Source organism: Nonomuraea bangladeshensis, assembly GCF_039529455.1.
Taxonomy (GTDB): Bacteria; Actinomycetota; Actinomycetes; order Streptosporangiales; family Streptosporangiaceae; genus Nonomuraea; species Nonomuraea bangladeshensis.
Window position 1 is genome coordinate 40403 of sequence record NZ_BAAAMV010000006.1, and the last position, 26997, is coordinate 67399.

Here is a 26997-nt window from a genome sequence, read left to right on the forward strand (position 1 = left end):
GGCTGGCGTGATGGTCAAGTAACGGGCACTATGGTCACGGCTAACTGAACGGAAGCCCAACGAGTGAAGGTGGTGAGGGTGGCTCAGCGTAAAAGCCGGAGTGACCGGCGCATCGACTTGATCGAGGCGGCGCGCAAAGCCATCATCCGCCACGGCGTCGACGGCGTGCAGCTCTCGCACGTCGCCGAGGAGGCGGGGCTCACCTCCGGCGCCGTGCTCTACCACTACCCCGACCTCGGCGAGCTGCTGGTCGAGGCGCAGCACGCCGGCATGGAGCGCTTCTACGAGCAGCGCCTGCGCCGCCTCGCCGACTTCACCGACCCGGCCGAGAAGCTGGTCGTCACGATCCGCTCCGGGCTGCCGACCGGGCCGCTCGACCCCGACGTGCGCCTGCTCAACGAGCTGGGCGGGGCCGCCGGCCGCAACCGCGTCTACGGCGTCCTGCTCACCTCGCTCTACGACCGCCAGGTGTCGATGTACCAGGCGATCCTCGACACCGGGGCGGCCCTGGGCGTCTTCACGCTGGCCGCCGACTCGCTGTCGATCGCGCGCAACCTCGTGGCGCTGGAGGACGCCTACGGCTACCGCATCACCGCCCGGCACCCCGTGATCGGGCCCGCCGAGGCCGCCGAGCTGATCCTGTCGTACGCGCGGGCGGCGACCGGCAACGATCTGTCTCACTGAGGATCCGCCATGATGACGGCGTCCTCGGCGTTCCAGCGCACCTTCACCTTGGCCCCGGGGCGGACCGTCCCGGCCCCCTGAACGGCCGCCAGGACGGGCTTGGGGTGGCCGGGGACCTCCACGGAGACGTGCGAGACGCCGCCGTAGAAGCTGACGTCCACCACGCTGCCCGCCATGCCCCTGACGGAGCTCTCGTCGGCCAGCTCGACCCGCTCGGGCCGCACCGCGAGCAGCGCGGGCTTGTCCGCCTCCAGCTCCTCCAGCGGCGTGCCGGCCAGCATGCCGAACTCCTCGCTGCGCAGCGCGTCGAGCCCGGTGGAAAGGCCGCGGAACAGGTTGTTGGCGCCCACGAAGTCCGCCACGAACGGCGTTCTCGGCCGCTCGTAGAGCGCCACGGGCGCGTCCACCTGGCGCACCTGGCCCGTGTCGAACACCGCGATGCGGTCGGCCAGCGACATCGCCTCCTCCTGGTCGTGCGTGACGACCACGAAGGTGATGCCGACCTCGTGCTGCAGTCGCTTGAGTTCGAGCTGCATGTCGGCGCGGACCTTCTTGTCCAGGGCCGACAGCGGCTCGTCGAGCAGCAGCAGGCGGGGCCGCTTGACGATGGAACGCGCCAGCGCCACCCGCTGCCGCTGGCCGCCGGACAGCTGCGCGGGCTTGCGCCCGGCGTGCGCCGACAGCCCGACCGTCTCCAGCACCTCGCCGACCCGCTGCTTGATCTCCTGCCGCGGCAGGCGCTCGCGCTCCAGCCCGTAGGCCACGTTCTTGGCCACGGTCATGTGCGGGAACAGCGCGTACGACTGGAACATGAGGCTGATCGGCCGCCGGTTGGGCGCCTTGGACAGCAGGTCCTCGCCGTCGAGCGTGACCCGCCCGCTGTCCGGCGTCTCGAACCCGGCGATGATCCGCAGCAGCGTGGTCTTGCCGCAGCCCGAAGGGCCGAGCAGGGCGAAGAACTCGCCCTGCTCGATCTGGAGCGAGACGTCGTCCAGCGCGGTGACGCTCCCGAAGCTGCGGGTGACGCCGTCAATCTTGAGCACGTGACTCCCCGATCCTGGTCATCCGCTGACCGGCGATCACCGCGGTGAAACTCACCAGGAGCAGGATCGCGGCCAGCGCGTTGATCTTCGGGGTCACCCCGAAACGAACCATTGAGTAGATGACGATCGGCAGCGTCGGCTCGGCGTTCCCGATCGTGAAGAAGGCGATCACGAACTCGTCCAGCGACAACGTGAACGCCAGCAGCGCGCCGGCGATGATCCCGGGCGTGAGCTGCGGCAGCGTGACCTTCATGAAGGTGACAACCGGCCCGGCCCCGAGGTCGCGCGAGGCCTCCTCCAGCGAGGTGTCGGCGCCCGTGAGCCGGGTGCGCACCACCGCCGCGACGAACGCCATCGAGAACAGCGCGTGCGCGAGCGTCACCGAATACAGCCCGAGCGTGAGCTGGATGGCGCTGTAGAACACCAGCAGCCCGATGGCGAGCACCAGGTCGGGCAGCACGGCCGGCATCAGCGCGAGCGCGTCGAGCGTCTTCGACCTGGTGAAACGAGCCAGGCCGACCGCGAGCAGGGTGCCGAGCACGGTGGCGATGACGGTGGAGCCCGCGGCCACGACGAGCGTGTTGACCAGGCCGGTCCTGATGCGCTCGTCGCCGGCCAGCTCGCCGTACCACTTGAGGCTGAAGCCCTCGTAGGTGTACGCCGAGTCGCCGGAGTTGAACGACATCACGACGAGCACGACGATCGGCAGGTAGAGGAAGACGTACGTGGCCCAGAACGGGACGTACAGCAGCTTGGACCTACGCACGGCGGGCCGCCCATGCCTGCACGATCAGCAGCACGACCAGCACCGCGATGAGCGCCAGCGCCAGTGTCGAGCCGAACGGCCAGTCGCGCGCCTTGAGGAACTGGTCACGGATGAGGTTGCCCACCATGATCGTCTTGCTGCCGCCGAGCATCTCGGGGATGACGAAGTTGCCGAAGCTCGGCACGAACACGAACAGGCAGCCGGTCATGACGCCCGGCACGCTGAGCGGCAGCGTCACCTTGCGGAACGTGGTGAACGCCGAGGCGCCCAGGTTGGCCGACGCCTCGCGCAGCTGCGGGTCCAGCCGTTCGATGGCGGAGTACAGCGGCAGCACCATGAGCGGCAGGTACGAGTACAACAACCCGGTGACGATGGTCCCCTCGTGGTAGAGCAGCTCGTACGGCCCCAGCCCGAGCTTGCCGAGCGCGCTGTTCACCAGCCCTGGACCGCTCAGCAGCATGATCCAGGCGTAGACCCGGATGATGAAGTTCGTCCAGAACGGCAGCACGACCGCGACCAGCGCGAGCGTCTTCCATTTGGAGGGGAGCTGCGCGATCAGGTAGGCCGTCGGATAGCCGATCAGCAGCGCGATCAGCGTCGTCAGGGCCGCGATGCGCAGGGAGTTGCCGACCACGCCCAGGTAGAGCGGATCGATCAGGCGGGTGAAGTTCTCGGTGGTGAACTCGTACACCACGCCGCCGAAGCGCCCGCGCTGGAAGACCGTGTAGCTCAGCACCAGGCCCAGCGGCACCAGCAGCAGCACCACCAGGTAGGTCAGCCCGGGTGACAGGAAAACGAATGCGCCCAGCCGGCGGCCCCGCACGCGGGGCGCCGGCCGGGCCTTTGCCTCAGACTTCACTGCACTGACTACGACTGCGCCGTGACTTCGCTGGAAAGCCGGGTGTACTTGGTGGACGCCTGGCCGAGGTCGATGATCGACTCACCGGCGAGCAGCTCGGCCGGCTTGACGCCGAGCAGCGAGCCCTCGGGGGCCTTGACGCGCTCCATGGCGGCCTTGTTCGGCACCTTGTAGTTGATGTTCTCGGCGGCCCAGCTGTGGATCTCGGGGTCGAGGATGTAGTTGATCAGGGCGTGCGCGGCCTCCTTGTTCTTGGAGGACTTCATGATCACCATGGTGTCCACCCAGAGGTCGCTGCCCTCCTTCGGCACCGCGAACTTGATGTTCTTCTCGGTGGTCGGGCACCAGCCGTCCCACGCCTCGACCATCACGGCCTCGCCGGACTTCAGCTTCTCGCCGAACGTCGTGTCGTCGTAGGCGAGCAGGTGCGGCTTGGCCTCCAGCAGCAGCTCCTTGGCCTTGGCGATCTCCTCGTCCTTGTCGGTGTTGACCGAGAAGCCGAGGGACTTGAGCGCGGGCAGGGCCAGCCAGCGCTCGGTGGTCATCATGGTGACCTTCTTGTCGGCCCAGGCCGGGGGCTTCAGCAGATCGTTCCAACTGGTGGGCACGCTCTTCACCAGGTCGCTGCGGTAGCAGATGCCGGTGGTGCCCCAGGTGTAGGGCACGGAGTACTTGTTGCCCTTGTCGTAGGAGAGCTGGCTCGCCTCCGGGAAGAGGTTGGCCAGGTTGGGGACCAGCTCGGCGTGGATGGGCTCCAGCAGGCCCTGCTCGTTGAGCGCCTGGGCGTACTGGCCGGAGACGAAGGCCACGTCGATGCCACTGTCGCCGGAGGCGGTCAGCTTGGCCATCGCCTCCTCGTTGGTGGCGTGCAGGCCGACCTTGACCTCGGAGACCTTGAGCTTCTCCTTGGCCTTCTCGGGCAGCTCCTTCGGCGTGTAACCATCCCATACAGTGACCTGGAGCGACTGCTTCGACAGGTCGGCATTGGGCTTGAGCTGTTCTGCAGCCGCCGCGGTCGCGCCGTCTGAGCTGTTCGACGACTCACCGCCGCACGCCGCGACGGCAAGCGCGAGGCCGGCCGCCGCGACGGCGGCCGGAAGACGACGGGTGAACCGGATACGGGACACGGCCGCTACTCCTTCTTGATGTGCGATGTACGAGGGGTCGCGCGACCTTACCGGACACAGCAGACCAGGCTGAGAGTGTTGCAGCACGAATCAACATGAGCAAGACTTTTCACCACATTGCTACCTGGAAGTTTGGTCCACCAGTTGAATTGGGATTCAATAGCGCAGCGGTTGGTCTCTCTCGGTGAGAAACCCCTTACCGCACGAGATCGCGGGCTCACCGCCGCGCTTCTCACGGTGTTGGAGGGAGAGGTGCCGGCGCCCTTCAGCGTGCGCCGGTTCCTGCCGCTGCCAACCCTCTCGTACGACTTGGCACGTCCGCACATCGGGGTCCCGAGTGAAAGGGACTTCGGCGCCCATGTGGACCAGACGAACTACTCGGTGGTGGTGGCCGAGAAAGTGGTCGTGAAGTGGCTGACCCCACCCGTCCCGCTGCCCCATCCCACCCCGGAGATCCTCTCCCACCTCGTTGAGGCCGGATTCAACGACACAGCTCCCCCTTACGCGGCTCTGACCGGCCCTGTCGACGGCCGGGAGTGCCTGCTCGCCCTCGCCACCGGCTACCTTCCGGAGGCCAGGGACGGCTGGGAGTGGTGCGTGGACGAGGCCGAGGCGGGTGAGACGGCGTTCGCCGCCGACCTCGGCCGCCTGGCCGCCGACCTGCACCTCGCCCTGTCCACCCTCCCCCGCACCGCGCCGGCCACGCCGCCGTCGCCCGAGCCGCCGTCGCCCGAGCCGCCGTCACCCGAGCCGCCGTCACCCGAGCCGCCGTCACCCGAGCCGGCTGAGCTGCCGCCGCCCGCCGCCGTGCGGGCCGCTGGGGCGCTGGCCGAGGCGCTGGAGCTCACCGGCGGCGAGGACGGGCGGTGGCTGGCCGGCCGCGCCGACCGGCTCAGGCACGAGCTCGAACCCCTCGACGCCCCCATCGCCTCGCCCCTCATCCGCATCCACGGCGACCTGCACGTGGGCCAGATACTCCGGTGGCGCGACGGCTACGCGGTCATCGACTTCGACGGCAACCCCACGGTCACCGACGCCGACCCCTGGCAGCCGGCCGCCCGCGACGTCGCCCAGCTCACCACGAGCCTGGAGCACGTGGCCCAGGTCGCGATCAAGCGCCGCGGCACCCCGCCCGAGCGGGCCGCCGCCTGGGCCGAGGCCGCCCGCGCGGGCCTGCTGGCCGCCTACCGGGCCCGCCTGGCCGCGCGCGGCCGCCCCGATTTGCTGGACGAGGGCCTGATCCGCCCGTTCGAGATCGAGCAGGAGTGCCGCGAGCTGATCTACGCCGCCCGTCACCTGCCCCGCTGGCGCTACGCCCCCATGGGCGTCCTGCGCACCTGGTACACCGAGGAGAACCCGTCGTGAATCCCGAGCTCTACCTGTCCGACCTGGAGGCCAAGCCCGCCGCCCTGGAGGGCCTGGCCGCCGCGCTCGCCGCCGCCGACCCCTTCGCCGAGCTGCCCGCGAACCCGCGCCGGGTGCTGTTCCTCGGCATGGGCAGCTCCCGGTACGCGGCCGGGGTCGCGGCGCTGCGCCTGCGCGCCGCCGGCGTGGACGCCTACGCCGACTACGCCTCGGCGGCGGCGACGTACCCGGCCACCCCGGACACCCTGGTGATCCCGATCTCGGCCACCGGCGGCAGCAGGGAGACCATGGACGCCGTGGACCGCTACGCCGGCGGCCCGGCCTTCGTCGCGGCCCTCACCAACCGGCCGGACTCCGCGCTCGCCGGCCTGGCCCGCGCGACCATCCCCATGCACGCCGGCGAGGAGCGCGGCGGCGTCGCCTGCCGTACCTTCCAGCACACCCTGGCGCTGCTGCTGGCGCTGGAGAGCCGGCTCACCGGGCGGCCCCTGGACCTGGCCGGGCTGCTCGGCCGCACCGCCGAGGCCACCGCCGACCTGCTCGACCGCAGGGACGAGTGGCTGCCGCTGACCATGGAGCTGCTGGACGGCCCGCACGGCGTCTACACGATCGCCCCCGCCGAGCGGCTGTCGTCGGCCGAGCAGTCGGCGCTCATGCTGCGGGAGGGCCCGCGCCGCGCGGCCGACGCCTGCGAGAGCGGCGACTGGTCGCACGTGGACGTCTACCTCACCAAGACCCTCGACTATCGCGCCCTCCTCTTCCCCGGCTCCCGCTACGACGAGCAGGCCATGGACTGGGTGCGGCAGCGCGGCTCCACGGTGGTGAGCGTCGGCGCCGAGGTGAAGGACGCCGTGGCCGCCATCCGCTACGCGCACGACGACGACCCGGACGTGGCGCTGCTCACCGAGACGCTGGTGGCCGAGCTGGTCGCGGCCTACTGGTGGGCCGCCCAGTCCTAGCCGGCGGAGTCAGCGGGCGCGGGCGGCGAGGGCGTGCTCGACCAGCGTGATCAGGGTGCTCTTGACCGCCTGCCGCTCGCGCGCGTCGGTGCGCACGATCGGCACGTGGGCCGAGAGCGTCAGCGCCTCCCGCACCTCGTGCTCGACGTGCGGGAACTCGCCGTTCCAGCCGTTGAGCCCGACGACGAACGGCATCCCCGCCTCCTCGAAGTAGTCGATCGCGGGGAAGGCGTCGGCGAGGCGCAGGGAGTCGACCAGCACGACCGCGCCGATCGCGCCTTTCACCAGGTCGTCCCACATGAACCAGAACCGGTGCTGCCCGGGCGTGCCGAACAGGTAGAGGATCAGGTCGCGGTCCAGCGAGAGCCGGCCGAAGTCCATGGCCACCGTGGTGGTGGTCTTGCCAGGGGTGTGCGCCAGGTCGTCGATGCCCTGCGACGCCTCGGTCATCACCGCTTCGGTGGTGAGCGGCATGATCTCCGAGACCGCACCGACGAACGTGGTCTTGCCCACCCCGAAGCCGCCGGCCACCACGATCTTCGTCGAGGTGAGCCCGGCGTCAGAGCCTGCGAAGTCCACTGAGAACCCTTTCGAGCAGGCCGCGATCCGGCAGGCCCGCCTCAAGCTGCGGCTGGTAGACGCGGACCAGACCGTCCGCCTCCATGTCGGCGACCAGCACCCGTGCGACGCCGAGGGGAACACTCAGCAGAGCCGAGATCTCCGCCACGGATCTTACCTGGCGGCACAGCTCGCTGATCGCACGGTGCTCGCGGGGGTAGGTGGGGCCGAGCTGCGCCGACGTGGCAGAGGACACCAGGGCCTCCATCGCCAGGGCGCTGCGCGGGGTGGTGCGGCCGCCCGTGAGGGCGTACATGCGCACCAGCGAGCTGCGCTCAGGCTCGGCCTCACCGTTGTGCCACGATGCCACGATCGCCTCCCCCTACCACGGACGCCCGGACAGCTCCGCCCGCACCGCGGGCGTGAGCACCTGTCCCGCACGCTCCACCAGGATCGTCATCTGGTACGCCACCAGCCCCATGTCGCAGTCGGGCGCGGCCAGCACCGCCAGCGACGAGCCGTCGCTGATCGACATCACCAGCAGCAGGCCGCGTTCCATCTCGACCAGGGTCTGGGTCACGCCGCCGCCCTCGAACACGCGGGCCGAGCCAGCCGTGAGGCTGACCAGGCCGGCGGCGATGGCGGCGAGCTGGTCGGCGCGGTCCTTCGGGAACCCGCGGGAGAACGCCATGGGCAGGCCGTCGGCGGAGACGACCACGGCGTGCGCGACGCCGGGCACCTCGTCGACGAAGCTGCTCACCAGCCAGTTCATGTCCCTGGCAGCTTGACTCAGCTCCTTCATGAGTCCTCCTCAAGCTCGGACCGGCCCTTGCGCACGCCCTGCTGGTAGCTGGCCAGTCTGCTGCGTAACCGGTCGGGGGACAGCGGAGGAGCGGGAGCGGGCGGCGGTTGCGGGTTCGCGGTGCCCGGTACCAGGTTCGCTCGCGGCGTGCGCTTCGGCAAGCCGGAGCTCGTGGTCCCGCCCTGGACGGGCTCGGCGGCGGTGCCGGCGGCCTGCCAGCCGGTGTCGGCGGGCGAGGACCAGCCGGGGTCGCGCTCCCGGTGGTCGGCGGTGGGCGAGGGCTTGCTGAACCAGCTGCTCTCGTCCTCCACCGCGGCGAAGATCGGCAGGAACTCGTCCTTGGACGGCTCGGGCGGGTACGACGGCAGCGGCGTGGCGAACGACGGGTACGACCCCGTCACGTGCGGCGCCTCCAGCGAGGAGGAGCCGGTGCCCGTGTGCGGCGAGCTGAACCAGGACGACGGCTCCGGCAGCGCCGCGTCGAACGACGGGTGCCCGGCGAAGGGCGCCACCGGCGCGGCGGGCTGCCGCGGCGCCGGCGGCACGGGCGGCACGGGGGACGCGACCGGCGCGGCCGGGATCGACGTCATCGGCGGCCCGGAGGGCATGGCGGCCATCGGCGGCTGCCCGTGCTGGAGGCCGTGCTGCAGACCCTGTTGCAGGCCCTGTTGCTGGCCGTGTTGCTGGCCGTGCTGCTGGCCGTGCTGCTGGCTCTGGCCCGGCAGCGCGCCGTTCACCGCCGTGAGCAGCATCGGCGGGACGAGCACCATCGCGGTCAGCCCGCCGACGTCCTGGCGGCGGAGCTGCACCCGGATGTTGTGCCGCAGCGCCAGCCGCCCGACCACGAACAGGCCCATGCGCCGCGACACCGACACGTCCACGACGGGCGGGTTGGCCAGCCGGTGGTTGGCCTCGGCCAGCTCCTCCTGGGTCATGCTGATGCCGTTGTCGGTGACCGACAGCAGCAGCGAGCCGCCGTCGATGCGGCTGCTGGAGATGATCACCTTGGTGTCGCGGGACGAGAACGACACCGCGTTCTCCACCAGCTCGGCGAGCAGGTGCACGACGTCGGTGACGGCCTGGCCGGCGATGGCGACGTCCGACTGCACCTGGATGCTGACCCGGTCGTAGCTCTCGACCTCGCCGAGCGCGGCGCGCACGATGTCCATGACCTCGACCGGCTCGCTCCACTTGCGCGCGGCCTCCTGCCCGGCGAGCACCAGCAGGTTCTCGCTGTTGCGGCGCATGCGGGTGGCGAGGTGGTCGAGCTTGAACAGGTCGGCCAGCCGGGTGTCGTCGCGCTCGCCGCGCTCCAGCTTCTCGATGAGCGTGAGCTGCCGCTCGACCAGGGTCTGACTGCGCCGCGACAGGTTGACGAACATGGCGTTGACGTTGGAGCGCAGCCGGGCCTCGTCGCCGGCCAGCCGCACGGCCTCGCGGTGCACCTCGTCGAAGGCGCGGGCGAGCTCGCCCACCTCGTCCTTCGTGAAGATGCCGATGGGCGGGACCTCGGCCGCGATCTCGCCGTCCCGGGACTCGCGCAGGTGCTGGACGAAGGCGGGCAGCCGGTGCCCGGCGATCTCCAGGGCCTCGCTGCGCAGCCGGCGCAGCGGGCGCACCATCGAGCGGGCCACGCCGGTGGTGACCAGCAGCACGGCCACCAGCAGGGCGAGCACGGCGCCCGCGACGACCCAGGCGCTGCGGCGCTCGGCGGCGCTCAGCTCCTCGCTGCGGGCGAGGATGCCGGCGGCCTGGCGCTTCTCGACCGTGCGCATGGCGTCCACGACGGCCTTGGACGCCTCGAACCACTCCCTGGCGTCGTCCTTCTTGGACAGGTCCAGGCCGCGCAGCGGCAGGCCGTTCGTGGACCTGATGAGCACGAGTTCGCGCAGGAACAACATGCGTTCGGCGACGTTGCCGTTGACGGTCTCGTCGAAGAAGCGGCGTTCGGCGGCGGTGGCCTCGGCGGCGAAGGCCCTGCGCTCGGCGGCCTCGCCGGCTTGTTGGCCGAGGAAACGTTCCAGCTGCTCGGGGTCGAAGGCCCCTTCGGTGAGCACGACGGTGACCAGGGCCTGCTGGTAGGCGACGCTCTCCTTGACCCGGGCGAGCGCGTCGAGCATGCGGGTCTGGCGGAACAGCTCGTCGTCGGAGCTGCCCTTGATCAGCTCGTTGTGCGTGGCGAGCAGGTCGGCGATGACCGTCGTGTAGAGCTCGACGGCGGGGCCGGGCAGCAGGTTGGCCTCCAGGGCCTGCTTGCGCAGCGCGATCAGGTCGTCGAGCCGGTTGAGCAGCTGTTCGAGCTGGTCGGCGGTGCGGCCGGTGACCTCGCCGAGGAGCTCGCGGGCGATGGCGCGGACGTCCCTGGCCGCGAGGTCGCTCTCGTCCATCTGGTTCTGGACGTCGTTCAGGGCGCTGGCGGGCCGGTTGCGGGCGATGTACCAGGACATCCTGGCGCGTTCGCCGGAGACGGCGTGCGTGAGCGCGCCCAGCTCCTCCGAGAGGCGGGCGAACTGGTTCGTCCTGGCGTAGTCGCCGGCCGCGGAGGTGGAGGCGAGCACCTGGATGCCGCCCAGCAGGACGGCGGCGGCCGTGGGGATGAGAATGAGCGCCACGAGCCGTGCCCGTACCCGCCAGTTGCGCAGCCGCCAGTTGCCTTCGCCGGTCTGCCTCCTCTGGCTCAGCTGTGTAGTCACCGGAACGCACCTCGCCCGAATCGGCGTATAAGGGAGGGGCCTGTGTCCCCTGAGGAAATCAGCAAGTGCCGGTAATTGGAACACATCACGTGGCAGGGAAGCTACCCAAACATATCGCGACAAAAATCTATCTGTGTGGTACGCCGGGAAAATCTGGAGTTCCAAGTTCCGGACCGGTCCAGCCGGAAATGCACCTCCGACTCACCCGCTGTCGCTTAATGGGCGGTTTGAACGTTTCAAAGCAATAACACCCCGGAAGCACGCCGGTCTCCGGACGGTCACACCGTTGAGATCGACATTAATCACGCCATATGTTGAGCGACGGCAAACGAGGAGGCGAGTAGTGGGGGATTCTCCCGACAGCGCGGCAATCAGCGTCACGGGCCTTTGGAAGATCTTCGGATCCCGGGCGCGCAAAGTGCTGGACAGCGAGGACCGGCACCTCGAACCCGCCGCGCTGCGCGAGAAGACCGGCTGCACCGCCGCCGTACGTGACGTGAGCTTCGAGGTGCGCCCCGGCGAGGTCTTCGTGGTCATGGGCCTGTCGGGCAGCGGCAAGTCCACCCTGGTCCGGTGCCTGACCCGGCTGATCGAGCCCACGGCGGGCACGATCACGATCGGCGGCGAGGACGTCGGCCGCGCCTCGCCCGCCCGGCTCCGCGAGATCCGCCGCCACCAGGTCAGCATGGTCTTCCAGCACTTCGGCCTGCTGCCGCACCGCAAGGTGGTCGACAACGTCGCCTACGGCCTGGAGATCCAGGGCACGCCCAAGGCCGACCGGCACGCGCGGGCCGGCGAGATCCTCTCCCTCGTCGGCCTCGACGGCTACGCCGACGCCTACCCCGACCAGCTCTCCGGGGGCATGCAGCAGCGCGTCGGCCTGGCCAGGGCGCTCGCGGTGGACCCGCAGGTGATGCTGTTCGACGAGCCGTTCAGCGCGCTCGACCCGCTCATCAGGCGCGACATGCAGGCCGAGGTCATCCGCCTGCACCGCGAGGTCGGCAAGACGATGGTGTTCATCACCCACGACCTGTCCGAGGCGCTCAAGCTGGGCGAGCGGATCGCGATCATGCGGGCCGGCTCGATCGTGCAGCTCGGCACGGCCGAGGAGCTGGTGGGCGCGCCCGCCGACGACTACGTGGCCGACTTCGTCCGCGACGTGCCGCGCAGCCACGTGCTGACCCTGCGCTGGATCATGCGCTCCCCCGAGCCCGGCGAGGCGCTGGACGGGCCCGAGCTGCCGGCGACCACCCTGGTCAAGGACGCCATCGGCGTGGCCTCGGCCTCCGCCCGCCCGATCCGGGTCGTGGACGGCGGCGAGCTGGCCGGCGTCGTGGACCGCGTGGACCTGCTGACGTTCCTGTCCGGCGAGGACACGCCGGTCAAGGCGGGGGCATGAGCAGCACCACGGCGGTCGGCGCGCCCTCCAGGCTCAGGCTCCCCCGCTGGGCGGCCCCGGCCGGCGTGGCGGCGCTGATCGTCGTGGCCTACCTGGTCTTCCGCGGCACGGGCACGCTGCCGCACGACAAGGAGGCCCCGCAGTTCCTGGCCGTCACCGACCTGCGCGAGTGGATCGACGGGCACCGCAACGAGAGCCCGCTGTTCCTCTACTTCCTCAACTACGTCCGGCTCTTCGTGGGCTCGCTCTACGACCTGTTCTCCGGCGCGCTGGCGGCGCTCGGCTGGCCCGGACTGACCGGCGTGCTGGGCGGCCTGGCCTGGCTGGCCGGCGGCTGGCGGATCGGGCTGCTCGCGGTCGCGGGCGTGAGCACGTTCGGCGTGCTCGGGCTCTGGCAGTCCAGCGTGGACACCCTCGCCCTGGTCGCGGTGGCCGTGCTGCTGTCGCTGGCGATCGGCGTCCCGATCGGCGTCTGGGCGGGCCGGTCGGCACGGGTGCGGCGGGCCGTCACGCCGGTGCTGGACGTCATGCAGATCATGCCGACGTTCGCCTACCTGGCCCCGCTCGCGCTGTTCTTCCACATCGGCGCCCCGGCCGGGGCCATCGCCACGATGATCTACGCGATCCCGCCGGCCATCCGCATCACCGCGCTGGCCGTCTCGGAGGTCTCCCCCACGGCCGTCGAGGCGTCGGGGTCGCTCGGCGCCACCGGCCGCCAGACGCTGTTCAAGGTCGTCCTGCCGCTGGCCCGGCCCACGATCGCGCTGGCGGTCAACCAGACGATCATGATGGCCCTGTCCATGGTCGTCATCGCGAACCTGATCGCCGCCCCCGGGCTCGGCGGCGACATCATCCGCGGCCTGTCGCGGGCCCAGGTCGGCATCATGCTGCCGGCCGGGGTCGCCGTCGTCGTCATGGCGATCGTGCTCGACCGGATGACGACGGCGCCGGCCCGCCGGGGCCCCCACGCCCGGCTGCGCCGGCTCGACCTCGCCGCCGCGGGCGCGCTGGCCGTGGCCGGCCTCGCGCTGATCCCCGTGCTGCCGCGCGCCTGGCCGGAGGGCTGGACGCTCAACCTCACGGCCGAGATCAACGCCGCCGTGCGGTGGGCCGAGACGAGCTGGTACCCGGTCACCACGTTCGTCAAGGACCAGACCTCCGTCCTACTGCTCAACCCGCTGGAGTCGCTGCTCACCTCGGCCCCCTGGTGGCTGGTCGCGCTGACCGTGCTGGCCGTGGCCTGGCGGGTCAGCGGGCCACGGGCGGCGCTGACCGCGCTCGGCTGCCTGCTGGCGATCGCGCTGCTCGGCACGTGGGAGCACGCCATGCAGACGATGACCACGGTGGCGCTCGCGGTGCTGGTCACCCTGGTGATCGGCCTGCTGCTGGGGGTGGCCGCGGCCCGCTCGCCGCGCTGGTCCGCCGTCCAGCGCCCGTTGCTGGACGCCGCCCAGACCATGCCGGCCTTCGTCTACCTGCTGCCCGCGCTGGCGCTGTTCGGGACCACCAGGTTCACGGCCATCTTCGCCTCGGTCATCTACGCCGTGCCGCCCGTGGTGCGCCTGGTGGAGGACGGCATCAGGGCCGTGCCCGCCGAGGTCGTCGAGGCCGCCGTGTCGGCCGGCTCCACCCCGGGCCAGCTCCTGTGGAAGGTGCAGCTCCCGATGGCCCGGCGGGCCATCCTGCTGGCCGCCAACCAGGGCATCGTGATGACGCTGGCCATGGTGGTCGTCGGCGGCCTGGTCGGGGCGGGGGCGCTCGGCTACGACGTGGTGGTCGGCTTCTCCCAGCGCACCGACTTCGGGCTGGGCTTCGTGGCCGGCGTCGCGACCGTGCTGCTCGGAGTCATGCTCGACCGCATCACGCAGGGCGCGGACCGGCGCCCTTCCCCCCACAGAAGGAAAAGCACATGAAGATCCGCCTGCTCGCAGGCTTGCTCGCTCTTGGGATGGCCGCCGCGGGATGCGGCGGAGCCACGGTCGAGACCTCCCCCAGCGCCTCGGCCGGCGCCCCGCAGGGCGGCGCCGGCAGCTCGACGGGCACCGTCAAGATCGCGATCAACCCGTGGGTCGGGTACGAGGCCAGCGCGAACGTGGTGGCGTACCTGCTGAAGAACGAGCTCGGCTACACCGTGGAGCTGCCCGAGATCAAGGAGCAGCTCGCCTGGGAGGGCTTCGAGAACGGCAGCGTCGACGTCATCATCGAGAACTGGGGCCACCCCGACCTCAAGAAGTCGTTCATCGAGGAGAAGAAGGTCGCGGTCGAGGCCGGCTCCACCGGCAACAAGGGCGTGATCGGGTGGTACATCCCGAAGTGGATGGCCGACAAGTACCCCGACATCACCGACTCCAAGAACCTCAACAAGTACGCCGACCTGTTCAAGACCTCCGAGTCGGGCGACAAGGGCCAGCTGCTGTTCGGCGACCCGTCGTACGTCAGCAACGAGGACGCCCTGATCAAGAACCTCAAGCTGAACTACAAGGTCGTGGTGGGCGGCAGCGAGGCGGCCCTGATCAAGAGCGCCCAGCAGGCGCAGGAGCAGCAGAAGCCGCTGCTGTTCTACTTCTGGGACCCGCACTGGCTGTTCAACAAGACCCAGCTCGTCCGGGTGAACCTGCCCGCCTACACCGAGGGCTGCGACGCCGACCCGAAGAAGGTCGCCTGCGACTACCCGGAGATGGACCTCGACAAGATCGTCAGCAAGAAGTTCGCCGACACCGGCGGCAAGGCCTACGAGCTGGTCAAGAACTTCAACTGGACGAACGAGGACCAGAACGCCGTCGCCAACGACATGACCAACAACGGCATGACCGGCGAGCAGGCCGCCAAGAAGTGGGTCGAGGCCAACACCGCCAAGTGGCAGGCCTGGATCCCCAAGTGACCCCTTCCGGCCGCGGCCCCTCGGTCGGGCCGCGGCCCCGGAGACTCTCATGCGCTTGAAGACGCTCGCCGCGCCGCTGGCCGCGGCCGTTCTGCTCCTGACGTCCTGCTCCAGCGAGGAGCCCGGCGCCGCCACCGGCGCCAAGAAGACCGTCAACCTCGACGTCCACGCCTGGGTGGGCTACGAGGCCCAGGCCGCCGTGCTGAGCTACCTGCTGGAGCACGAGCTGGGCTACACGGTGAACACGCGGAAGATGAAAGAGGAACAGTCCTGGCGTGATTTCGAGACCGGCAAGGTCGACGTCATCATCGAGAACTGGGGCCATCCCGACCTGAAGAAGCAGTACATCGAGCAGAAGAAGGTCGCGCTGTCGGCCGGGCTCACCGGGAACAAGGGAGTGATCGGCTGGTACGTCCCCGAGTGGATGGCCAAGAAATATCCCGACATTACGGACTACCGAAACCTCAACAAGTACGCGAACCTCTTCCGGACCGAAAAAACCGGAAACGCCGGTCAGATCCTGGACGGCGATCCGACGTTCGTGACGAATGACGAGGCTCTGGTACGCAACCTCCGCCTGAATTACAAGGTCGTCTACTCGGGCAGCGAGGACGCGTTGATCAAGGCGGCCCAGGACGCGACGAAGAATCGGACGCCGCTGCTCATGTATTTCTACGAGCCGCAATGGCTGTTCACGAAGGTGAAGCTGGTCAAGATCGCGCTGCCGGCGTACGCCGTCGGCTGCGACGCCGACGCGGCCAGGGTCGCCTGCGACTATCCGCCGTACCTGCTGGACAAGATCGTCAGCCGCAGCTTCGCCGAGAAGGGTGGCCGGGCCTACGAGCTGGTCCGCAACTTCACCTGGACCAACGACGACCAGAACCGGGTCGCGAGCGCGATGATCAACGACAGCAAGACAGCCGAGCAGGCCGCCGCCGAGTGGGTGGCGGAGAACAAGATCGTGTGGAAGGACTGGATCCCCCGGTGAGGTTCGACTTCGTCATCGTGGGCGGCGGCTCGGCCGGTTGCGCCCTGGCCAACCGGCTCAGCGCCGACCCCGCCACATCGGTGCTCGTGCTGGAGGCCGGGCGCCCCGACAGCCTGTGGGACGTCTTCATCCACATGCCCGCCGCGCTGATGTTCCCCATCGGCAACAGCCGCTACGACTGGAAGTACGAGTCCGAGCCGGAGCCGCACCTGAACGACCGGCGCGTCTACCACGCGCGGGGCAAAGTGCTCGGCGGCTCCAGCAGCATCAACGGGATGATCTTCCAGCGCGGCAACCCGCTGGACTACGAACGGTGGGCGGCCGACCCTGGCATGAAGCACTGGGACTACGCCCACTGCCTGCCCTACTTCAAGCGCATGGAGAGCTGCCTCGCCGACCCGGGCACCGACTACCGCGGCGGCGAAGGGCCGCTCAAGCTGGAGCGCGGGCCGGCCGAGGGGCCGCTGTTCGAGGCGTTCTTCGCCGCCGTGCAGCAGGCCGGGCACACGCTGACCGACGACGTCAACGGCTACCGCCAGGAGGGCTTCGCCGCCTTCGACCGCAACGTGCACCGGGGCCGCAGGCTCAGCGCCGCCCGCGCCTACCTGCATCCGGCGCGCCACCGCCGCAACCTCACGGTCCGCACCCGCGCCTTCGTCGAGCGGGTGCTCTTCGAGGGCACCCGGGCGGTGGGCGTACAGGTCGGCGGCGAGCGCATCGACGCCGGCGAGGTGATCCTGTGCGGCGGCGCGATCAACTCCCCGCAGCTCCTCCAGGTCTCGGGCGTCGGGCCGCGCGCGCTGCTCGAACCTCTCGGCATCGACGTGGTGCACGACCTGCCGGGGGTCGGCGAGAACCTCCAGGACCACCTGGAGGTCTACGTCCAGCACGCCTGCCTGCGGCCGGTGTCGCAGCAGCCGTCGCTGCAGCTGTGGCGGCGGCCCTTCATCGGCGCGAACTGGCTGTTCCTGCGGCGCGGCCCCGGCGCCACGAACCACTTCGAGGCGGGCGGGTTCATCCGCTCCAACGACGACGTAACCTACCCCAACCTGATGTTCCACTTCCTGCCGCTCGCGGTCCGCTACGACGGCTCGGCCCCGGCCGGGGGGCACGGCTACCAGGTGCACATCGGCCCGATGTACTCCGACGCGCGCGGCTCGGTGCGCATCACCTCGGCCGACCCGCGGGTCAAGCCGGCGCTGCGCTTCAACTACCTGTCCACGGAGCAGGACCGGCGCGAGTGGGTGGAGGCCGTCAGGCACGCCAGGACCATCCTGTCCCAGCCCGCCTGGGACGGCCTGGACGGCGGCGAGATCTCCCCCGGCCCCGAGGTCGAGACCGACGAGGACATCCTCCGGTGGGTGGCCAAGGACGCCGAGACCGCGCTCCACCCGTCGTGCACCTGCCGGATGGGCACCGACGAGCTGTCCGTCGTGGACCCGGACACCATGCGCGTGCACGGCCTCGACGGGCTGCGCGTCGTGGACGCCTCCGCCATGCCCTACGTCACCAACGGCAACATCTATGCGCCGGTCATGATGCTCGCCGAGAAGTCCGCCGACCTCGTTCTCGGCAACACCCCGCTGCCGCCCGAGCCGGTGGAGTTCTACCGGGCTACGTAGCGCGGCGCTCGACCAGGGCCTGGATGCCGTCCAGCACCCGCTGCAGGCCGAACTCGAAGGCGTGCTCGGGGCTGTAGGCGGCGTTCATGGCCTCGCCGGCGGCCTGGCCGACGCGGGTGGCGACCGGCCAGCGCTCGGTGTCGGCGATGCGCGCGAAGAAGGGCCCGTGCGCGGCCCACCACTGCTCGTCGGTCAGGCCCGTCTGGCTCTCGACCTGGGCCGACTCGACCGCCCCCCTGGCCGTGCCGTGCACGAAGCCGGTGATCAGGGTGATCACCGCGTCCATCTCCACGTCGCTCAGGCCGATGCCGTCCACGGCGCGCAGCTCGTAGTCGTACTTGGCGGTCACGTTGGGGCCGAGCACCGGGCGGCTCGCGGCCACCTGGAGCAGCCAGGGGTGGCGCAGGTAGAGCGCGAAGTTCTCGCGGGCGATCTGCTCCAGGCGGCCCCGCCAGCCGCCGGGGACGTCGTCGGGGCGGGCGGTCTCGCCGTAGACCGTGTCGAGCATGACGTCGAACAGCTCCGGCTTGCCCGGCACGTACGTGTAGAGGGACATCGTCCCGACGCCCAGCCGCTCGGCCACGCGGCGCATGGACAGCGCCTGCAGGCCCTCGGCGTCGGCCACCTCGATCGCGGCGCGCACGATGCGCTCGACGCTCAGCTCCGGCTTTCCCTTGCGGCTGGCCCGCTCGCTGGTGCGCCAGAGGAGGGCGAGGCTGCGGGCGGGGTCGCCCTTTCCCGGGTGTTCGACGGTCACCTTCGTACGGTACACCGTACGGTTGCCCTTTTGAATCGTAGGCTGTACGGTACGGCGTACGCTTGGGAAGGAGAGCGTGATGACGGCGGTGCTGGCACGCGGGTTGCGCAAGACATACGGCGGCAAGACGGCCTTGGACGGCCTCGACCTGGACGTGGGCGAGGGCACGGTCTGCGGCCTGCTCGGCCCCAACGGCGCGGGCAAGACCACGGCCGTGCGCATCCTCACCACGCTCCTGCGCCCGTCGGGCGGCCGGGCCGAGGTGGCCGGGCACGACGTGGTGCGCCGGCCGCGCGAGGTGCGCCGCAACATCGGCCTGGTCGGCCAGCACACCGCCGTGGACGAGCTGCTGACCGGCCGGCAGAACCTGGAGCTGTTCGGCCGCCTGCACCACCTGGGCGCGGCGGCGGCACGGGCGCGGGCGGGTGAGCTGCTGGAGCGGTTCGGGCTGCGGCACGACGGCCCGGCCAAGGACTACTCGGGCGGCATGCGCCGGCGGCTCGACCTCGCCGCGAGCCTGATCCTGGCGCCGCCCGTGCTGTTCCTCGACGAGCCGACGACGGGGCTCGACCCGCGCAGCCGTACGGAGATCTGGCGCGCGGTGCGCGAGCTGGTCGCCGGCGGCACGACCGTCCTGCTGACCACGCAATACCTGGAGGAGGCCGACCGGCTCGCCGACCGGATCGCGGTCGTGGACGCGGGCCGGGTGGTGGCCGAGGGCACGCCGGACGAGCTGAAGTCCCGGCTCGGCGGCGACCGGCTGGACGTGGTGATCCATGCCCACGAGCGGCTGGCGGAGGCCGCGGGGATCGCGGCCCGCGCGGCCGGCGGGCCGGTCGAGTCCGACCCCGACGCCCGCCGCGTGTCCGCGCCCGTGGCCGACCGGGTGAAGGCCCTCACGGAGGTCCCGGCCGCGCTGGCCGCGGCCGGGATCGAGGCCGAGGACATCACCGTACGGCGGCCGACCCTCGACGAGGTCTTCCTGACCCTGACCGCCACCCCCGTGAGCACCGGAGGAGAGCACGCATGACCACGCTGCGATGGGCGCTGGCCGACGGCTGGACCGTCGCCCGGCGCGACCTGATCCACTGGCGCAACCAGCCGATGACCGTGGTCTTCGGGATCGCCTTCCCGATCATGATCACGCTGGCCTTCGGCTACCTGTTCGGCGGCGCCGTACGGGTGCCGCAGGGAGCCGGCTACTTCGATTTCCTCATGCCCGGCATGTACGGCATGACGATGCTCTTCGGCCTGAGCGCCACCATGGTCGCCGTGTCGGCCGACGCCGCCAAGGGCGTCACCGACCGGTTCCGCTCGCTGCCCATGTCACCCTCGGCCGTGCTCGTCGGCCGGGCCGTCGCCGACCTGCTCCACTCGGCGCTGATCCTCGCCGGCCTGCTGGCCTGCGGGCTCGCCGTGGGCTGGCGGCCGACCACGGCCGGCGGGGCGCTCGGCGCGGTGGGCCTGCTGCTGCTCCTGCGCTTCTCGCTGCTGTGGGCCGGGATGTATCTCGGCCTGGTGGCGCGCGAGCCGGGCGCGGCGGTGGTCGTCCAGACCCTGGAGTTCCCCGTCGGGTTCCTGTCGAACGCCTTCGTCGCCCCCGCCACCATGCCGGGCTGGCTGGGCGCGATCGCCGAGTGGAACCCGCTGTCGTCCACGGTGGCCGCGGCCCGGCAGCTCTTCGGCAACCCGGGCTGGGGCGGCGGCTCCTGGGTGGCGCAGCACCCGGTGCTCATGGCCGTGGCGTGGCCGGTGGCCATCACCGCCGTGTTCTTCGTCCTGTCGGTCCGCCGCTACCGGCTGCTGGACCGGTAGGCGCTCAGTGGACGGCGGCGCGCAGGCGTACGACGTGCTCGACGAGCGTGATCAGCGTCGCCTTGACCGACTCGCGGTTGCGGGCGTCGGTGCGGACGATCGGCGTGTGCGGCGAGAGCGCCAGCGCCTCCCTGACCTCCGGGTCGGAGTGGACGAACTGCCCGTCCCAGCCGTTGATGCCGACGACGAACGGCAGCTTCGCCTCCTCGAAGTAGTCGATGGCGGGGAAGCTGTCGGCCAACCGGCGGGTGTCGACCAGGACCACGGCCCCGATCGCGCCCTTCACCAGGTCGTCCCACATGAACCAGAACCGGTGCTGTCCGGGCGTGCCGAACAGGTAGAGGATCAGGTCCCGGTCCAGCGAGAGCCGGCCGAAGTCCATCGCCACGGTCGTGGTCTGCTTGTTCGGGGTCATCCCCAGGTCGTCGATGCCCGCGGACGCGTCGGTCATGACCGCTTCCGTGGTGAGCGGGAGGATCTCGGACACCGCCCCCACGAACGTCGTCTTGCCGACGCCGAAGCCCCCGGCCACGACGATCTTCGTCGAGGTGAGGCCGGGGCTAGAGCCTGCGTAGTCCACTGAGCACCCTTTCGAGCATGTTGAGGTCTGGCTGTCCCTGCTGGAGGCGTGGCTGGTGCAGGCGGACAAGCCCTTCGTCGGACATGTCCGCCACGAGCACCCTCGCCACGCCCAGCGGGACGCGGAGCAGGGCCGAGATCTCGGCGACCGACCGGAACGTCCTGCAGAGCTGCATGATGGCCTCCTGCTCGGGGGTGAGCAGAGCCATCTCGGCGTCCGGGATCGACATCGAGGAGATCAGGGTCTCCATCGCGAGGTGGTACCGCGGCTCGGAACGACCGCCCGTCACCGCATAGGGACGGAACAGGGGCTCTTCTTCCCCGATCCCGTCACTGCCGTACACGGCCCGCTCCCATCAGTTCCATCACATCACCGCGCCCTGGCTGCCTGCAGTTCGGCGCGCAGGGCGGGCGTGAGCGCCTGTCCCGCCCTGTCTACCAGCAGCGTCATCTGATACGCCACCAAACCCATGTCACAATCCGGACCCGCCAGCACGGTCAGCACCGAGCCGTCGCTGATGGCCATGACGATCAGCAGCCCGCGCTGCATCTCGACGACGGTCTGCGTCACCGCGCCGCCCTCGAACACCCGGGAGGCGCCCACGGTCAGGCTCAGCAGGCCCGCGGAGACCGCGGCGAGCTGGTCGGCCCGGTCCGGCGGGAACCCCTCGGAGGCCGCCAGGCAGAGCCCGTCGGCCGAGACGACCACGGCGTGCGCGACTCCGGGCGTGTTGCGGACGAAGTCGGTGATCAGCCAGTCGAAGCGGTGCGCCTCATGGCTCAGCGTAGTCACGCATCCTCCCCGGCGGGACGCTTACTCACTCTGTTCCTCCTGTCGACGTACTTCCTGGCGGCCCCGTCGCACACCCTGCTGGAAGCTGGCCATCCGGCTGCGCATCCGGTCCGCGGAGACCGGAGGCGGCGCGGGGGCCTGCGGCTGCTGCTGCGCCGGCGACGGCTGGGCGGCCGTGCCGGGCACCAGGTTGGCCTTGGGGGTCCGCTTGGGAAGCCCGGCGGCGGTGATGCCGCCGAGGCTGGGCTCGCTGGCCTTGGCCGCCGCCTGCCAACCGGCGTCGGCGGCCGTTCGCCACGATTCCTCCCCAGAGGGTACGGCTTGCGCGGACGTGGCCTCACCCCCGCCCGTCGTCTCCGACGGGGCCGGGCTTTGCTCGCCCGGCGGGCGCCGGAACCAGGCGGACTCCACCGACGCGAAGATCGGCAGATATTCCTCCTGGTCAGGCTCCATGGGCGACACGTCCACGGACGGGGCGGGGTCGGCCCTGCGCACGTCGTTGGTCGGGTACACGGGTGGCGGCGGCGTCTGGAACGCACCATTTCCCGATGCGTGGTGGACGCCGTTGACCGGCCGGGAGCCGCCGCTCGGGTACGACGGGTAGGACCCGGAGTCGAAGGAGGCGGGCGGCCGGCCGCGGTAGGAGCCGCCGTCGGTGTCGGCCGTGAAGGCGTTCACGCCCGGCTGGGCGGGGTCGGAGCCGTACGTGCCGTAGGCGTGCCTGGGCGTGCCCGGCGTGCTGTCGTAGCCACCGGGACCGGGCTGGGCGGGGCCGGGGCGGGCGGGGCCGCGCGGCACGTCCATCGACTCGAAGCTGCCGAACGACCGGAACGTCCCGTTGGGGACCGAGCCCGCCGGCCCCGAGTGCCGCCCGCCGAACCCCTGACCGGCGGCGGGGGCGGGGGCGGTGCCGCCGCCGAAGGCGGGCCGCTGCGGCAGCGGCTGCTCGCGGCCGTCGGCGATGAGCGCGGGCGGCAGCAGCACCATCGCGATGAGCCCGGCGCCGTCGCCCTTCCTGAGCTGGACCCGGATGCCGTGGCGCAGCGCCAGGCGGCCGACCACGAACAGGCCCATGCGCCGCGACACCGACACGTCCACGACGGGCGGCTCGGCGAGGCGGCGGTTGGCCTCGGCCAGCTCCTCCTCGGTCATGCTGATGCCGGTGTCGCTCACCGACAGCAGCGCGCCGCCGCCCTCGATGGGGCTGCTGGTGACGACGACGGGCGCGTTGCTCGGGGAGAACTGGATGGCGTTCTCGACCAGCTCGGCGACCAGGTGGACGAGGTCGTTGGCGCAGCTGCCGAGCACCGACGTGCCGCGGTTCACCCGCACCTGGACCCGCTCGTAGCCCTCGACCTCCGACAGCGCGGCGCGCACGACGTCGACCAGTTTGGCCGGCTGGCTGCGCCGCCTGGTGGCCTCGTGGCCGGCGAGGACCAGCAGGTTCTCGGAGTTGCGGCGCATGCGGGTGGCGAGGTGGTCGAGCTTGAACAGGTCGGCCAGCCTGGCGCCGTCCTGCTCGCCCTTCTCCAGGCCGTCGATGAGCGAGATCTGCCGCTCGACCAGCGTCTGCGTGCGGCGCGAGAGGTTGACGAACATCGAGCTGATGTTGCCGCGCAGCTCGGCCTCCTCGCCCGCGAGGCGCACGGCCTGCCGGTGCACCTGGTCGAAGGCGCGGGCCACGTCGCCGATCTCGTCGTTGCCCTCGACGCCGATGGGGCGCACCTCGCCGACCTGGGCCTCGCCGTTGACGCGGAGCTGGCGCACCACGTCGGGCAGGCGGAAGCCGGCGATCTCCAGCGCCTCGGTGCGCAGCCGGCGCAGCGGGGTGACCATGGACCGGGCGATGGCGACGGTGAGGAGCAGCACGAGCAGAAGTAGCGCTACGATCATGACACCGGCGATGATCGCGTTGCGGATCTCGGAGCTGCGCAGCTCCTGGCTGCGCAGGTTGACCTTGTCGGCGAGGTCCTTCTCGACGCCGTGCAGGACGTCGATCACGATCTGGTTCTGGTCGAACCACTCCTGCCGGCTGGCGCGGGCGGAGATCAGGTTGTCGGTGATGCGCACGCCGGGAGCCCGGCCGCTGGCCAGCGTGATCGCGCGTGACTTGGTGAGCTGGACGTTGACGTACTCGGGCTTGGCGGCCAGCGACTTGGACAGGTCGAGGCCGATCTCGGCGCCGGCCTCGGCGCCGACGGTGCTGATGTCGCTGAGCTGGCGGGCGTTGGAGGTGATGAACTGCTCGACCGTCTTGGCGTCCACCTTGGCGGTGTCGTAGCTGGCCTGCAGGAGCTGGACGCGCTGGCGGGAGACCTCCTCCTTGGCCGCGGCGAGCGCGCTGAGCGCGCGGAACTGCCCGACGGTCAGGGAGTCGTCCGACAGCAGGCCGAGCTCGTCGTGCAGGGCGAGGAGACTGTCGGTCAGGGTGTCGTACTGGGCGGTGTTGGTCTGGCCCTCGGCGCGGATGCGGGGCAGGCGGGCGAGGACGGACTTCGCCCGGTCGGCGGCCCTGACGGCGCGGGGGCCGTAGGAGTCGTCGATGGCGTCGAGATCGGTGCGCACCTGGGCGGCGAGGCCGTCGACGGCGGCCTTGCGCTGGGTGAGCGGCGTGGCGAGCGTCTTCTTCATCGCGCGGCTGGCCCCGATCCAGCCCGCGGTGTCACGCTCCAGCCCGATCGCCTGCAGCAGGTCGCGGATGTGGCCCGCCTGTTCGGCGGCGGTGGCCGTACGGTCGTAGTCGGCGATGCTCTGCACCGACTCGACCACGCGGGAGCCGCCCAGCACGACGGCGGCCACGGTCGGGACCAGGATGAGCGCCGTGAGGCGCCAGCGCACACGCCAGTTGCGCAGTCCGAAGCGCGACAGCGACCGTCCGCCGCGCTCACGCGGCGCGGCTGAGCCGCTGACGGAGTTCCCCGTAGTCACTGGTTCCGCTACCCCTCAATCATCCCGTGGTGATGTGCTCCAAAGCCGCCCAAACCATGAAGCCGGTCCACAAGGTATCCGAGCAAGTGTCACAACCGGCAATTCGGACACAATCGTTACAGTGGTGACCGACAGCCGTGCGCTGCCGGTTATCGCAGTGCGGCGAGCACGTGATCGCGGACTTGTGCCCGCTGCGCGTCGTCGCTGAGGGGGCGACCGGCGCGATCAACCACGTAGAAGACGTCCACCGCCTCCGCGCCGAGAGTCTCCACGCGAGCGGCCCGGACGTCAAGACCGCACTCCCCGAACGCCCGCCCGATCCGCCACAGCAGCCCCGGCCTGTCATGGGCCCTGACTTCCACCACGGTGGCCGTCGCGGAGGCGTCGTCGACCAGCGTCACCCGAGGTGGGGCCACCGGTACGCGGGGCGGTCGCACGGCCCGCGTGCGGCGCGCCAGCCGCTGCTCGATGTCAAGACGGCCGGCAAGGACGAGGCGGAGATCGGACTCCAGGGTCGCCGGGTCGGGAGGGGAGCCGTACTCGGGGACCACGGAGAACTCGATCACCGCCGTGGAGCCGGCGGAGGCCGACGAGGCGGAGCGCACGATGAGCCGGTGCGCGGACAGCACGCCGGCCGCGCTCCACAGCAGCCCCACCCGGTCGGGGGCGACGACGGTGACGTTGCCGCCGGCCACGCGGACCGCGCCGCCGCCGTGCCGGGCCAGCGCGGCCTGCTCGGGCGACAGGGTGGGCGGTTTCGGCGGCGGCGAGCCGGACAGCACCGACCGCACCCGGCGGACGAGGTCGGCGACGAGCCCGGCCTTCCAGGAGTTCCAGGCGGCCGGTCCTGTCGCGTTGCCGTCGGCCACGGCGAGCGCGGCCAGCAGGTCGAGCACCTCGCGGCTGCCGACGGTGGCGGCCACCTTCTCGATGGTGACCGGGTCGTCGAGGTCGCGGCGGGTGGCGGTCTCGGGCAGCAGCAGGTGGTGGCGTACGACGGTGGCCAGCGTCTCGACGTCCCGCGGCGGCAGGCCGATGCGGGTGGCGATGTCGCGCACCACGACCTCGCCGGTCGCCGAGTGGTCGCCGGGCCAGCCCTTGCCGACGTCGTGCAGGAGCGCCGCGATCAGCAGGAGGTCGGGGCGGGAGACCTCGCGGGTGTGGCCGGCGGCGTTGGCGGCGGCCTCGATGAGGTGCCGGTCGACGGTGAAGCGGTGGATCGGGTTGCGCTGCGGGCGGTGGCGTACGCGCTCCCAGTCAGGAAGCAACTTGACAATGATCCCGGCCTGGTCCAGCTCCTCCCAGACGGGCACGGCGGCGCGGCCCGCACCGAGGATCGACACCAGCGCGTCGCGGGCCTCCTCGGGCCACGGCACCGGCATGGGAGGCGACTGAGCTGCGAGAACGGACACCGTGGCGGGCGCCATCGGCAGCCCGGAGTCGGCCGCGGCGGCCGCCGCGCGCAGCACGAGGACGGGGTCCGTACGCGGGTTGACGCCCCTCGCGAGCACGACCTCGCCGCCGTGCTCGACCACACCGTCGGCGAGCGGGCGGCGGCCGCGCGGGGCCGGACCTGACAGGAGTCTGTCAACCGTGCGCCAGGTCGCGTCGAAGGCGTGGGAGACGGTGCGGCCGGCCTCGGCGAGGCGGCGCATGAGCGCCTCGGCGTCGAGCAGGCCGAGCAGCCCGGCGACGGCGTCCTGCTCCTGCAGGACCAGCCGGTCGGTGCCGCGGGCGGTGACGACGTGCAGCGCGTGGCGCACGTCGAGGATGAACTCGTGGGCCTCGCGGGCCCGGGGGCCGGGCGCGGAGGCGACCCAGGCCGCGGCCACGGCCTGCATGGCCTGGACGTCGCGGAGCCCGCCGCGGCCGTCCTTCAGGTCGGGTTCGAGCAGGAACGCCAGCTCGCCGCTGACCTGGGCGCGCTGGTCGGCGGCCTCCCGCAGCTCGCCGAGCCGGCGCCGGGAGTCGGCCCGCCATTCGGCGAGCACCGCCTCCCTGGCCTTCCTCGTCAGCTCGGGATCGCCCGCGACGTGGCGGGCCTGGATGAGGCCGAGCACGGCCTTGAGGTCCTGGCGGGCGACCGCGACGGCCTCCTCGACCGTGCGGACCGAGTGGTCGAGACCGACCGAGGAGTCCCAGATCGGGTACCAGATCCGGTCGGCGATCCTGGCGACGTCCGGGCGGCCGTTGTGGAGCAGGACCAGGTCGAGGTCGCTCCCGGGAGCCGGCTCGCCCCTTCCGAGGCTGCCGACGGCGACCAGTGAGACGTGGTCGCCGTCGCTCGCCGTGCGGAAGAGATCCTTGAGCCAGCGGTCGGTGTCCGCGGTCCGCTCCTTGCGGGCCGCGGCGTACGAACGGGCCTCTCCCCTCACCTCA

General features: G+C 71.2%; 24 protein-coding genes. 10 read left to right on the forward strand and 14 right to left on the reverse strand.

Annotated features, from left to right (window positions below):
- Positions 1 to 78 precede the first annotated feature (78 nt).
- A complete protein-coding gene (locus ABD292_RS19705) occupies positions 79 to 684 on the forward strand; it encodes a TetR/AcrR family transcriptional regulator (RefSeq protein WP_329583851.1) in 606 nt (201 codons plus the stop codon).
- Here the strand turns inward: ABD292_RS19705 and ABD292_RS19710 are convergent.
- Genes ABD292_RS19710 through ABD292_RS19725 form a run of 4 tightly spaced genes read right to left on the reverse strand, consistent with a single transcriptional unit; the run spans position 678 to position 4479 of the window.
- The gene (locus ABD292_RS19710; RefSeq protein ID WP_344209188.1) at positions 678 to 1727 is read right to left on the reverse strand and encodes an ABC transporter ATP-binding protein; all 1050 of its coding nucleotides are present in this window, start codon (positions 1725 to 1727) and stop codon (positions 678 to 680) included. The genes ABD292_RS19705 and ABD292_RS19710 overlap by 7 nt on opposite strands.
- Complete coding sequence (locus tag ABD292_RS19715; protein ID WP_344209191.1) at positions 1714 to 2493, reverse strand: ABC transporter permease; 780 nt, start codon at positions 2491 to 2493, stop codon at positions 1714 to 1716. Before ABD292_RS19715 ends, ABD292_RS19710 begins: the two co-directional genes overlap by 14 nt.
- Positions 2486 to 3352 carry an ABC transporter permease gene (locus ABD292_RS19720; protein WP_344209193.1) on the reverse strand — a complete coding sequence of 289 codons (867 nt, stop codon included), beginning with the start codon at positions 3350 to 3352 and terminating at the stop codon, positions 2486 to 2488. Before ABD292_RS19720 ends, ABD292_RS19715 begins: the two co-directional genes overlap by 8 nt.
- 8 nt (positions 3353 to 3360) lie before the next feature.
- Complete coding sequence (locus ABD292_RS19725; RefSeq protein ID WP_344209195.1) at positions 3361 to 4479, reverse strand: polyamine ABC transporter substrate-binding protein; 1119 nt, start codon at positions 4477 to 4479, stop codon at positions 3361 to 3363.
- A gap of 360 nt (positions 4480 to 4839) precedes the next feature.
- On the opposite strand from ABD292_RS19725, the gene ABD292_RS19730 reads away from it, so the two are divergent.
- The gene (locus ABD292_RS19730; protein ID WP_344209197.1) at positions 4840 to 5844 is read left to right on the forward strand and encodes a hypothetical protein; all 1005 of its coding nucleotides are present in this window, start codon (positions 4840 to 4842) and stop codon (positions 5842 to 5844) included.
- A complete protein-coding gene (locus ABD292_RS19735) occupies positions 5841 to 6803 on the forward strand; it encodes an SIS domain-containing protein (RefSeq protein WP_344209199.1) in 963 nt (320 codons plus the stop codon). The genes ABD292_RS19730 and ABD292_RS19735 overlap by 4 nt, the downstream gene beginning before the upstream one ends.
- A gap of 9 nt (positions 6804 to 6812) precedes the next feature.
- Here ABD292_RS19735 and ABD292_RS19740 read toward each other — a convergent pair whose 3' ends face one another.
- Genes ABD292_RS19740 through ABD292_RS19755 form a run of 4 tightly spaced genes read right to left on the reverse strand, consistent with a single transcriptional unit; the run spans position 6813 to position 10856 of the window.
- Positions 6813 to 7382 (reverse strand): GTP-binding protein, encoded by a 570-nt coding sequence (locus ABD292_RS19740; RefSeq protein WP_344209201.1) that lies wholly within the window; start codon positions 7380 to 7382, stop codon positions 6813 to 6815.
- Entirely contained in the window at positions 7363 to 7731 is a 369-nt protein-coding gene (locus tag ABD292_RS19745; RefSeq protein WP_371250112.1) for a DUF742 domain-containing protein, read from the reverse strand. The genes ABD292_RS19740 and ABD292_RS19745 overlap by 20 nt, the downstream gene beginning before the upstream one ends.
- Before the next feature lie 12 nt (positions 7732 to 7743).
- Positions 7744 to 8163, reverse strand: coding sequence for a roadblock/LC7 domain-containing protein (locus tag ABD292_RS19750; protein ID WP_091093434.1), 420 nt, complete (start codon positions 8161 to 8163; stop codon positions 7744 to 7746).
- Positions 8160 to 10856, reverse strand: a complete 2697-nt coding sequence (locus tag ABD292_RS19755) for a sensor histidine kinase (protein WP_344209203.1) — start codon at positions 10854 to 10856, stop codon at positions 8160 to 8162. The genes ABD292_RS19750 and ABD292_RS19755 overlap by 4 nt, the downstream gene beginning before the upstream one ends.
- 418 nt (positions 10857 to 11274) lie before the next feature.
- Here ABD292_RS19755 and ABD292_RS19760 point away from each other — a divergent pair, with 418 nt between their 5' ends.
- The 5 genes from ABD292_RS19760 to betA are packed head-to-tail and all read left to right on the forward strand — an operon-like array spanning position 11275 to position 17746.
- On the forward strand, positions 11275 to 12255 hold the full coding sequence (locus ABD292_RS19760) for a quaternary amine ABC transporter ATP-binding protein (RefSeq protein WP_344209205.1): 981 nt from the start codon (positions 11275 to 11277) through the stop codon (positions 12253 to 12255).
- Positions 12252 to 14168: an ABC transporter permease gene (locus tag ABD292_RS19765; RefSeq protein ID WP_344209207.1), complete on the forward strand. Its 1917-nt coding sequence runs from the start codon at positions 12252 to 12254 to the stop codon at positions 14166 to 14168. The genes ABD292_RS19760 and ABD292_RS19765 overlap by 4 nt, the downstream gene beginning before the upstream one ends.
- On the forward strand, positions 14165 to 15136 hold the full coding sequence (locus tag ABD292_RS19770) for an ABC transporter substrate-binding protein (protein WP_344209209.1): 972 nt from the start codon (positions 14165 to 14167) through the stop codon (positions 15134 to 15136). The genes ABD292_RS19765 and ABD292_RS19770 overlap by 4 nt, the downstream gene beginning before the upstream one ends.
- A 49-nt stretch (positions 15137 to 15185) precedes the next feature.
- Entirely contained in the window at positions 15186 to 16124 is a 939-nt protein-coding gene (locus ABD292_RS19775; RefSeq protein WP_344209211.1) for an ABC transporter substrate-binding protein, read from the forward strand.
- A complete protein-coding gene (betA, locus tag ABD292_RS19780; RefSeq protein ID WP_344209213.1) occupies positions 16121 to 17746 on the forward strand; it encodes a choline dehydrogenase in 1626 nt (541 codons plus the stop codon). Before ABD292_RS19775 ends, betA begins: the two co-directional genes overlap by 4 nt.
- Here the strand turns inward: betA and ABD292_RS19785 are convergent.
- Complete coding sequence (locus tag ABD292_RS19785; protein WP_344209216.1) at positions 17739 to 18503, reverse strand: TetR/AcrR family transcriptional regulator; 765 nt, start codon at positions 18501 to 18503, stop codon at positions 17739 to 17741. The genes betA and ABD292_RS19785 overlap by 8 nt on opposite strands.
- Positions 18504 to 18582: 79 nt before the next feature.
- Between ABD292_RS19785 and ABD292_RS19790 the strand changes: the two genes are divergently transcribed.
- Together ABD292_RS19790 and ABD292_RS19795 are read left to right on the forward strand one after the other, a co-directional pair.
- On the forward strand, positions 18583 to 19533 hold the full coding sequence (locus ABD292_RS19790) for an ATP-binding cassette domain-containing protein (RefSeq protein ID WP_344209219.1): 951 nt from the start codon (positions 18583 to 18585) through the stop codon (positions 19531 to 19533).
- Complete coding sequence (locus ABD292_RS19795) at positions 19530 to 20318, forward strand: ABC transporter permease (RefSeq protein ID WP_344209221.1); 789 nt, start codon at positions 19530 to 19532, stop codon at positions 20316 to 20318. The genes ABD292_RS19790 and ABD292_RS19795 overlap by 4 nt, the downstream gene beginning before the upstream one ends.
- Before the next feature lie 4 nt (positions 20319 to 20322).
- Here ABD292_RS19795 and ABD292_RS19800 read toward each other — a convergent pair whose 3' ends face one another.
- From ABD292_RS19800 to ABD292_RS19820, 5 genes are all read right to left on the reverse strand, one after another.
- Entirely contained in the window at positions 20323 to 20898 is a 576-nt protein-coding gene (locus ABD292_RS19800; RefSeq protein WP_329583880.1) for a GTP-binding protein, read from the reverse strand.
- Positions 20879 to 21241 carry a DUF742 domain-containing protein gene (locus ABD292_RS19805; protein WP_091093418.1) on the reverse strand — a complete coding sequence of 121 codons (363 nt, stop codon included), beginning with the start codon at positions 21239 to 21241 and terminating at the stop codon, positions 20879 to 20881. Before ABD292_RS19805 ends, ABD292_RS19800 begins: the two co-directional genes overlap by 20 nt.
- Before the next feature lie 26 nt (positions 21242 to 21267).
- A complete protein-coding gene (locus tag ABD292_RS19810) occupies positions 21268 to 21690 on the reverse strand; it encodes a roadblock/LC7 domain-containing protein (RefSeq protein WP_020546575.1) in 423 nt (140 codons plus the stop codon).
- A 21-nt stretch (positions 21691 to 21711) separates the two neighbouring features.
- The gene (locus tag ABD292_RS19815; protein ID WP_344209225.1) at positions 21712 to 24618 is read right to left on the reverse strand and encodes a sensor histidine kinase; all 2907 of its coding nucleotides are present in this window, start codon (positions 24616 to 24618) and stop codon (positions 21712 to 21714) included.
- Between the two features lie 149 nt (positions 24619 to 24767).
- Positions 24768 to 26993 (reverse strand): [protein-PII] uridylyltransferase, encoded by a 2226-nt coding sequence (locus ABD292_RS19820; protein ID WP_344209227.1) that lies wholly within the window; start codon positions 26991 to 26993, stop codon positions 24768 to 24770.
- Between the last annotated feature and the right edge of the window lie 4 nt (positions 26994 to 26997).

Excerpts from the sequence above, each read along its gene's own strand:
- ABD292_RS19750 (WP_091093434.1), bottom strand. The coding sequence starts at position 8,163 with ATGAAGGAGCTGAGTCAAGCTGCCAGGGACATGAACTGGCTGGTGAGC.
- ABD292_RS19765 (WP_344209207.1), top strand. The coding sequence starts at position 12,252 with ATGAGCAGCACCACGGCGGTCGGCGCGCCCTCCAGGCTCAGGCTCCCC.
- ABD292_RS19770 (WP_344209209.1), top strand. The coding sequence starts at position 14,165 with ATGAAGATCCGCCTGCTCGCAGGCTTGCTCGCTCTTGGGATGGCCGCC.
- ABD292_RS19775 (WP_344209211.1), top strand. The coding sequence starts at position 15,186 with ATGCGCTTGAAGACGCTCGCCGCGCCGCTGGCCGCGGCCGTTCTGCTC.
- ABD292_RS19790 (WP_344209219.1), top strand. The coding sequence starts at position 18,583 with ATGACGGCGGTGCTGGCACGCGGGTTGCGCAAGACATACGGCGGCAAG.
- ABD292_RS19795 (WP_344209221.1), top strand. The coding sequence starts at position 19,530 with ATGACCACGCTGCGATGGGCGCTGGCCGACGGCTGGACCGTCGCCCGG.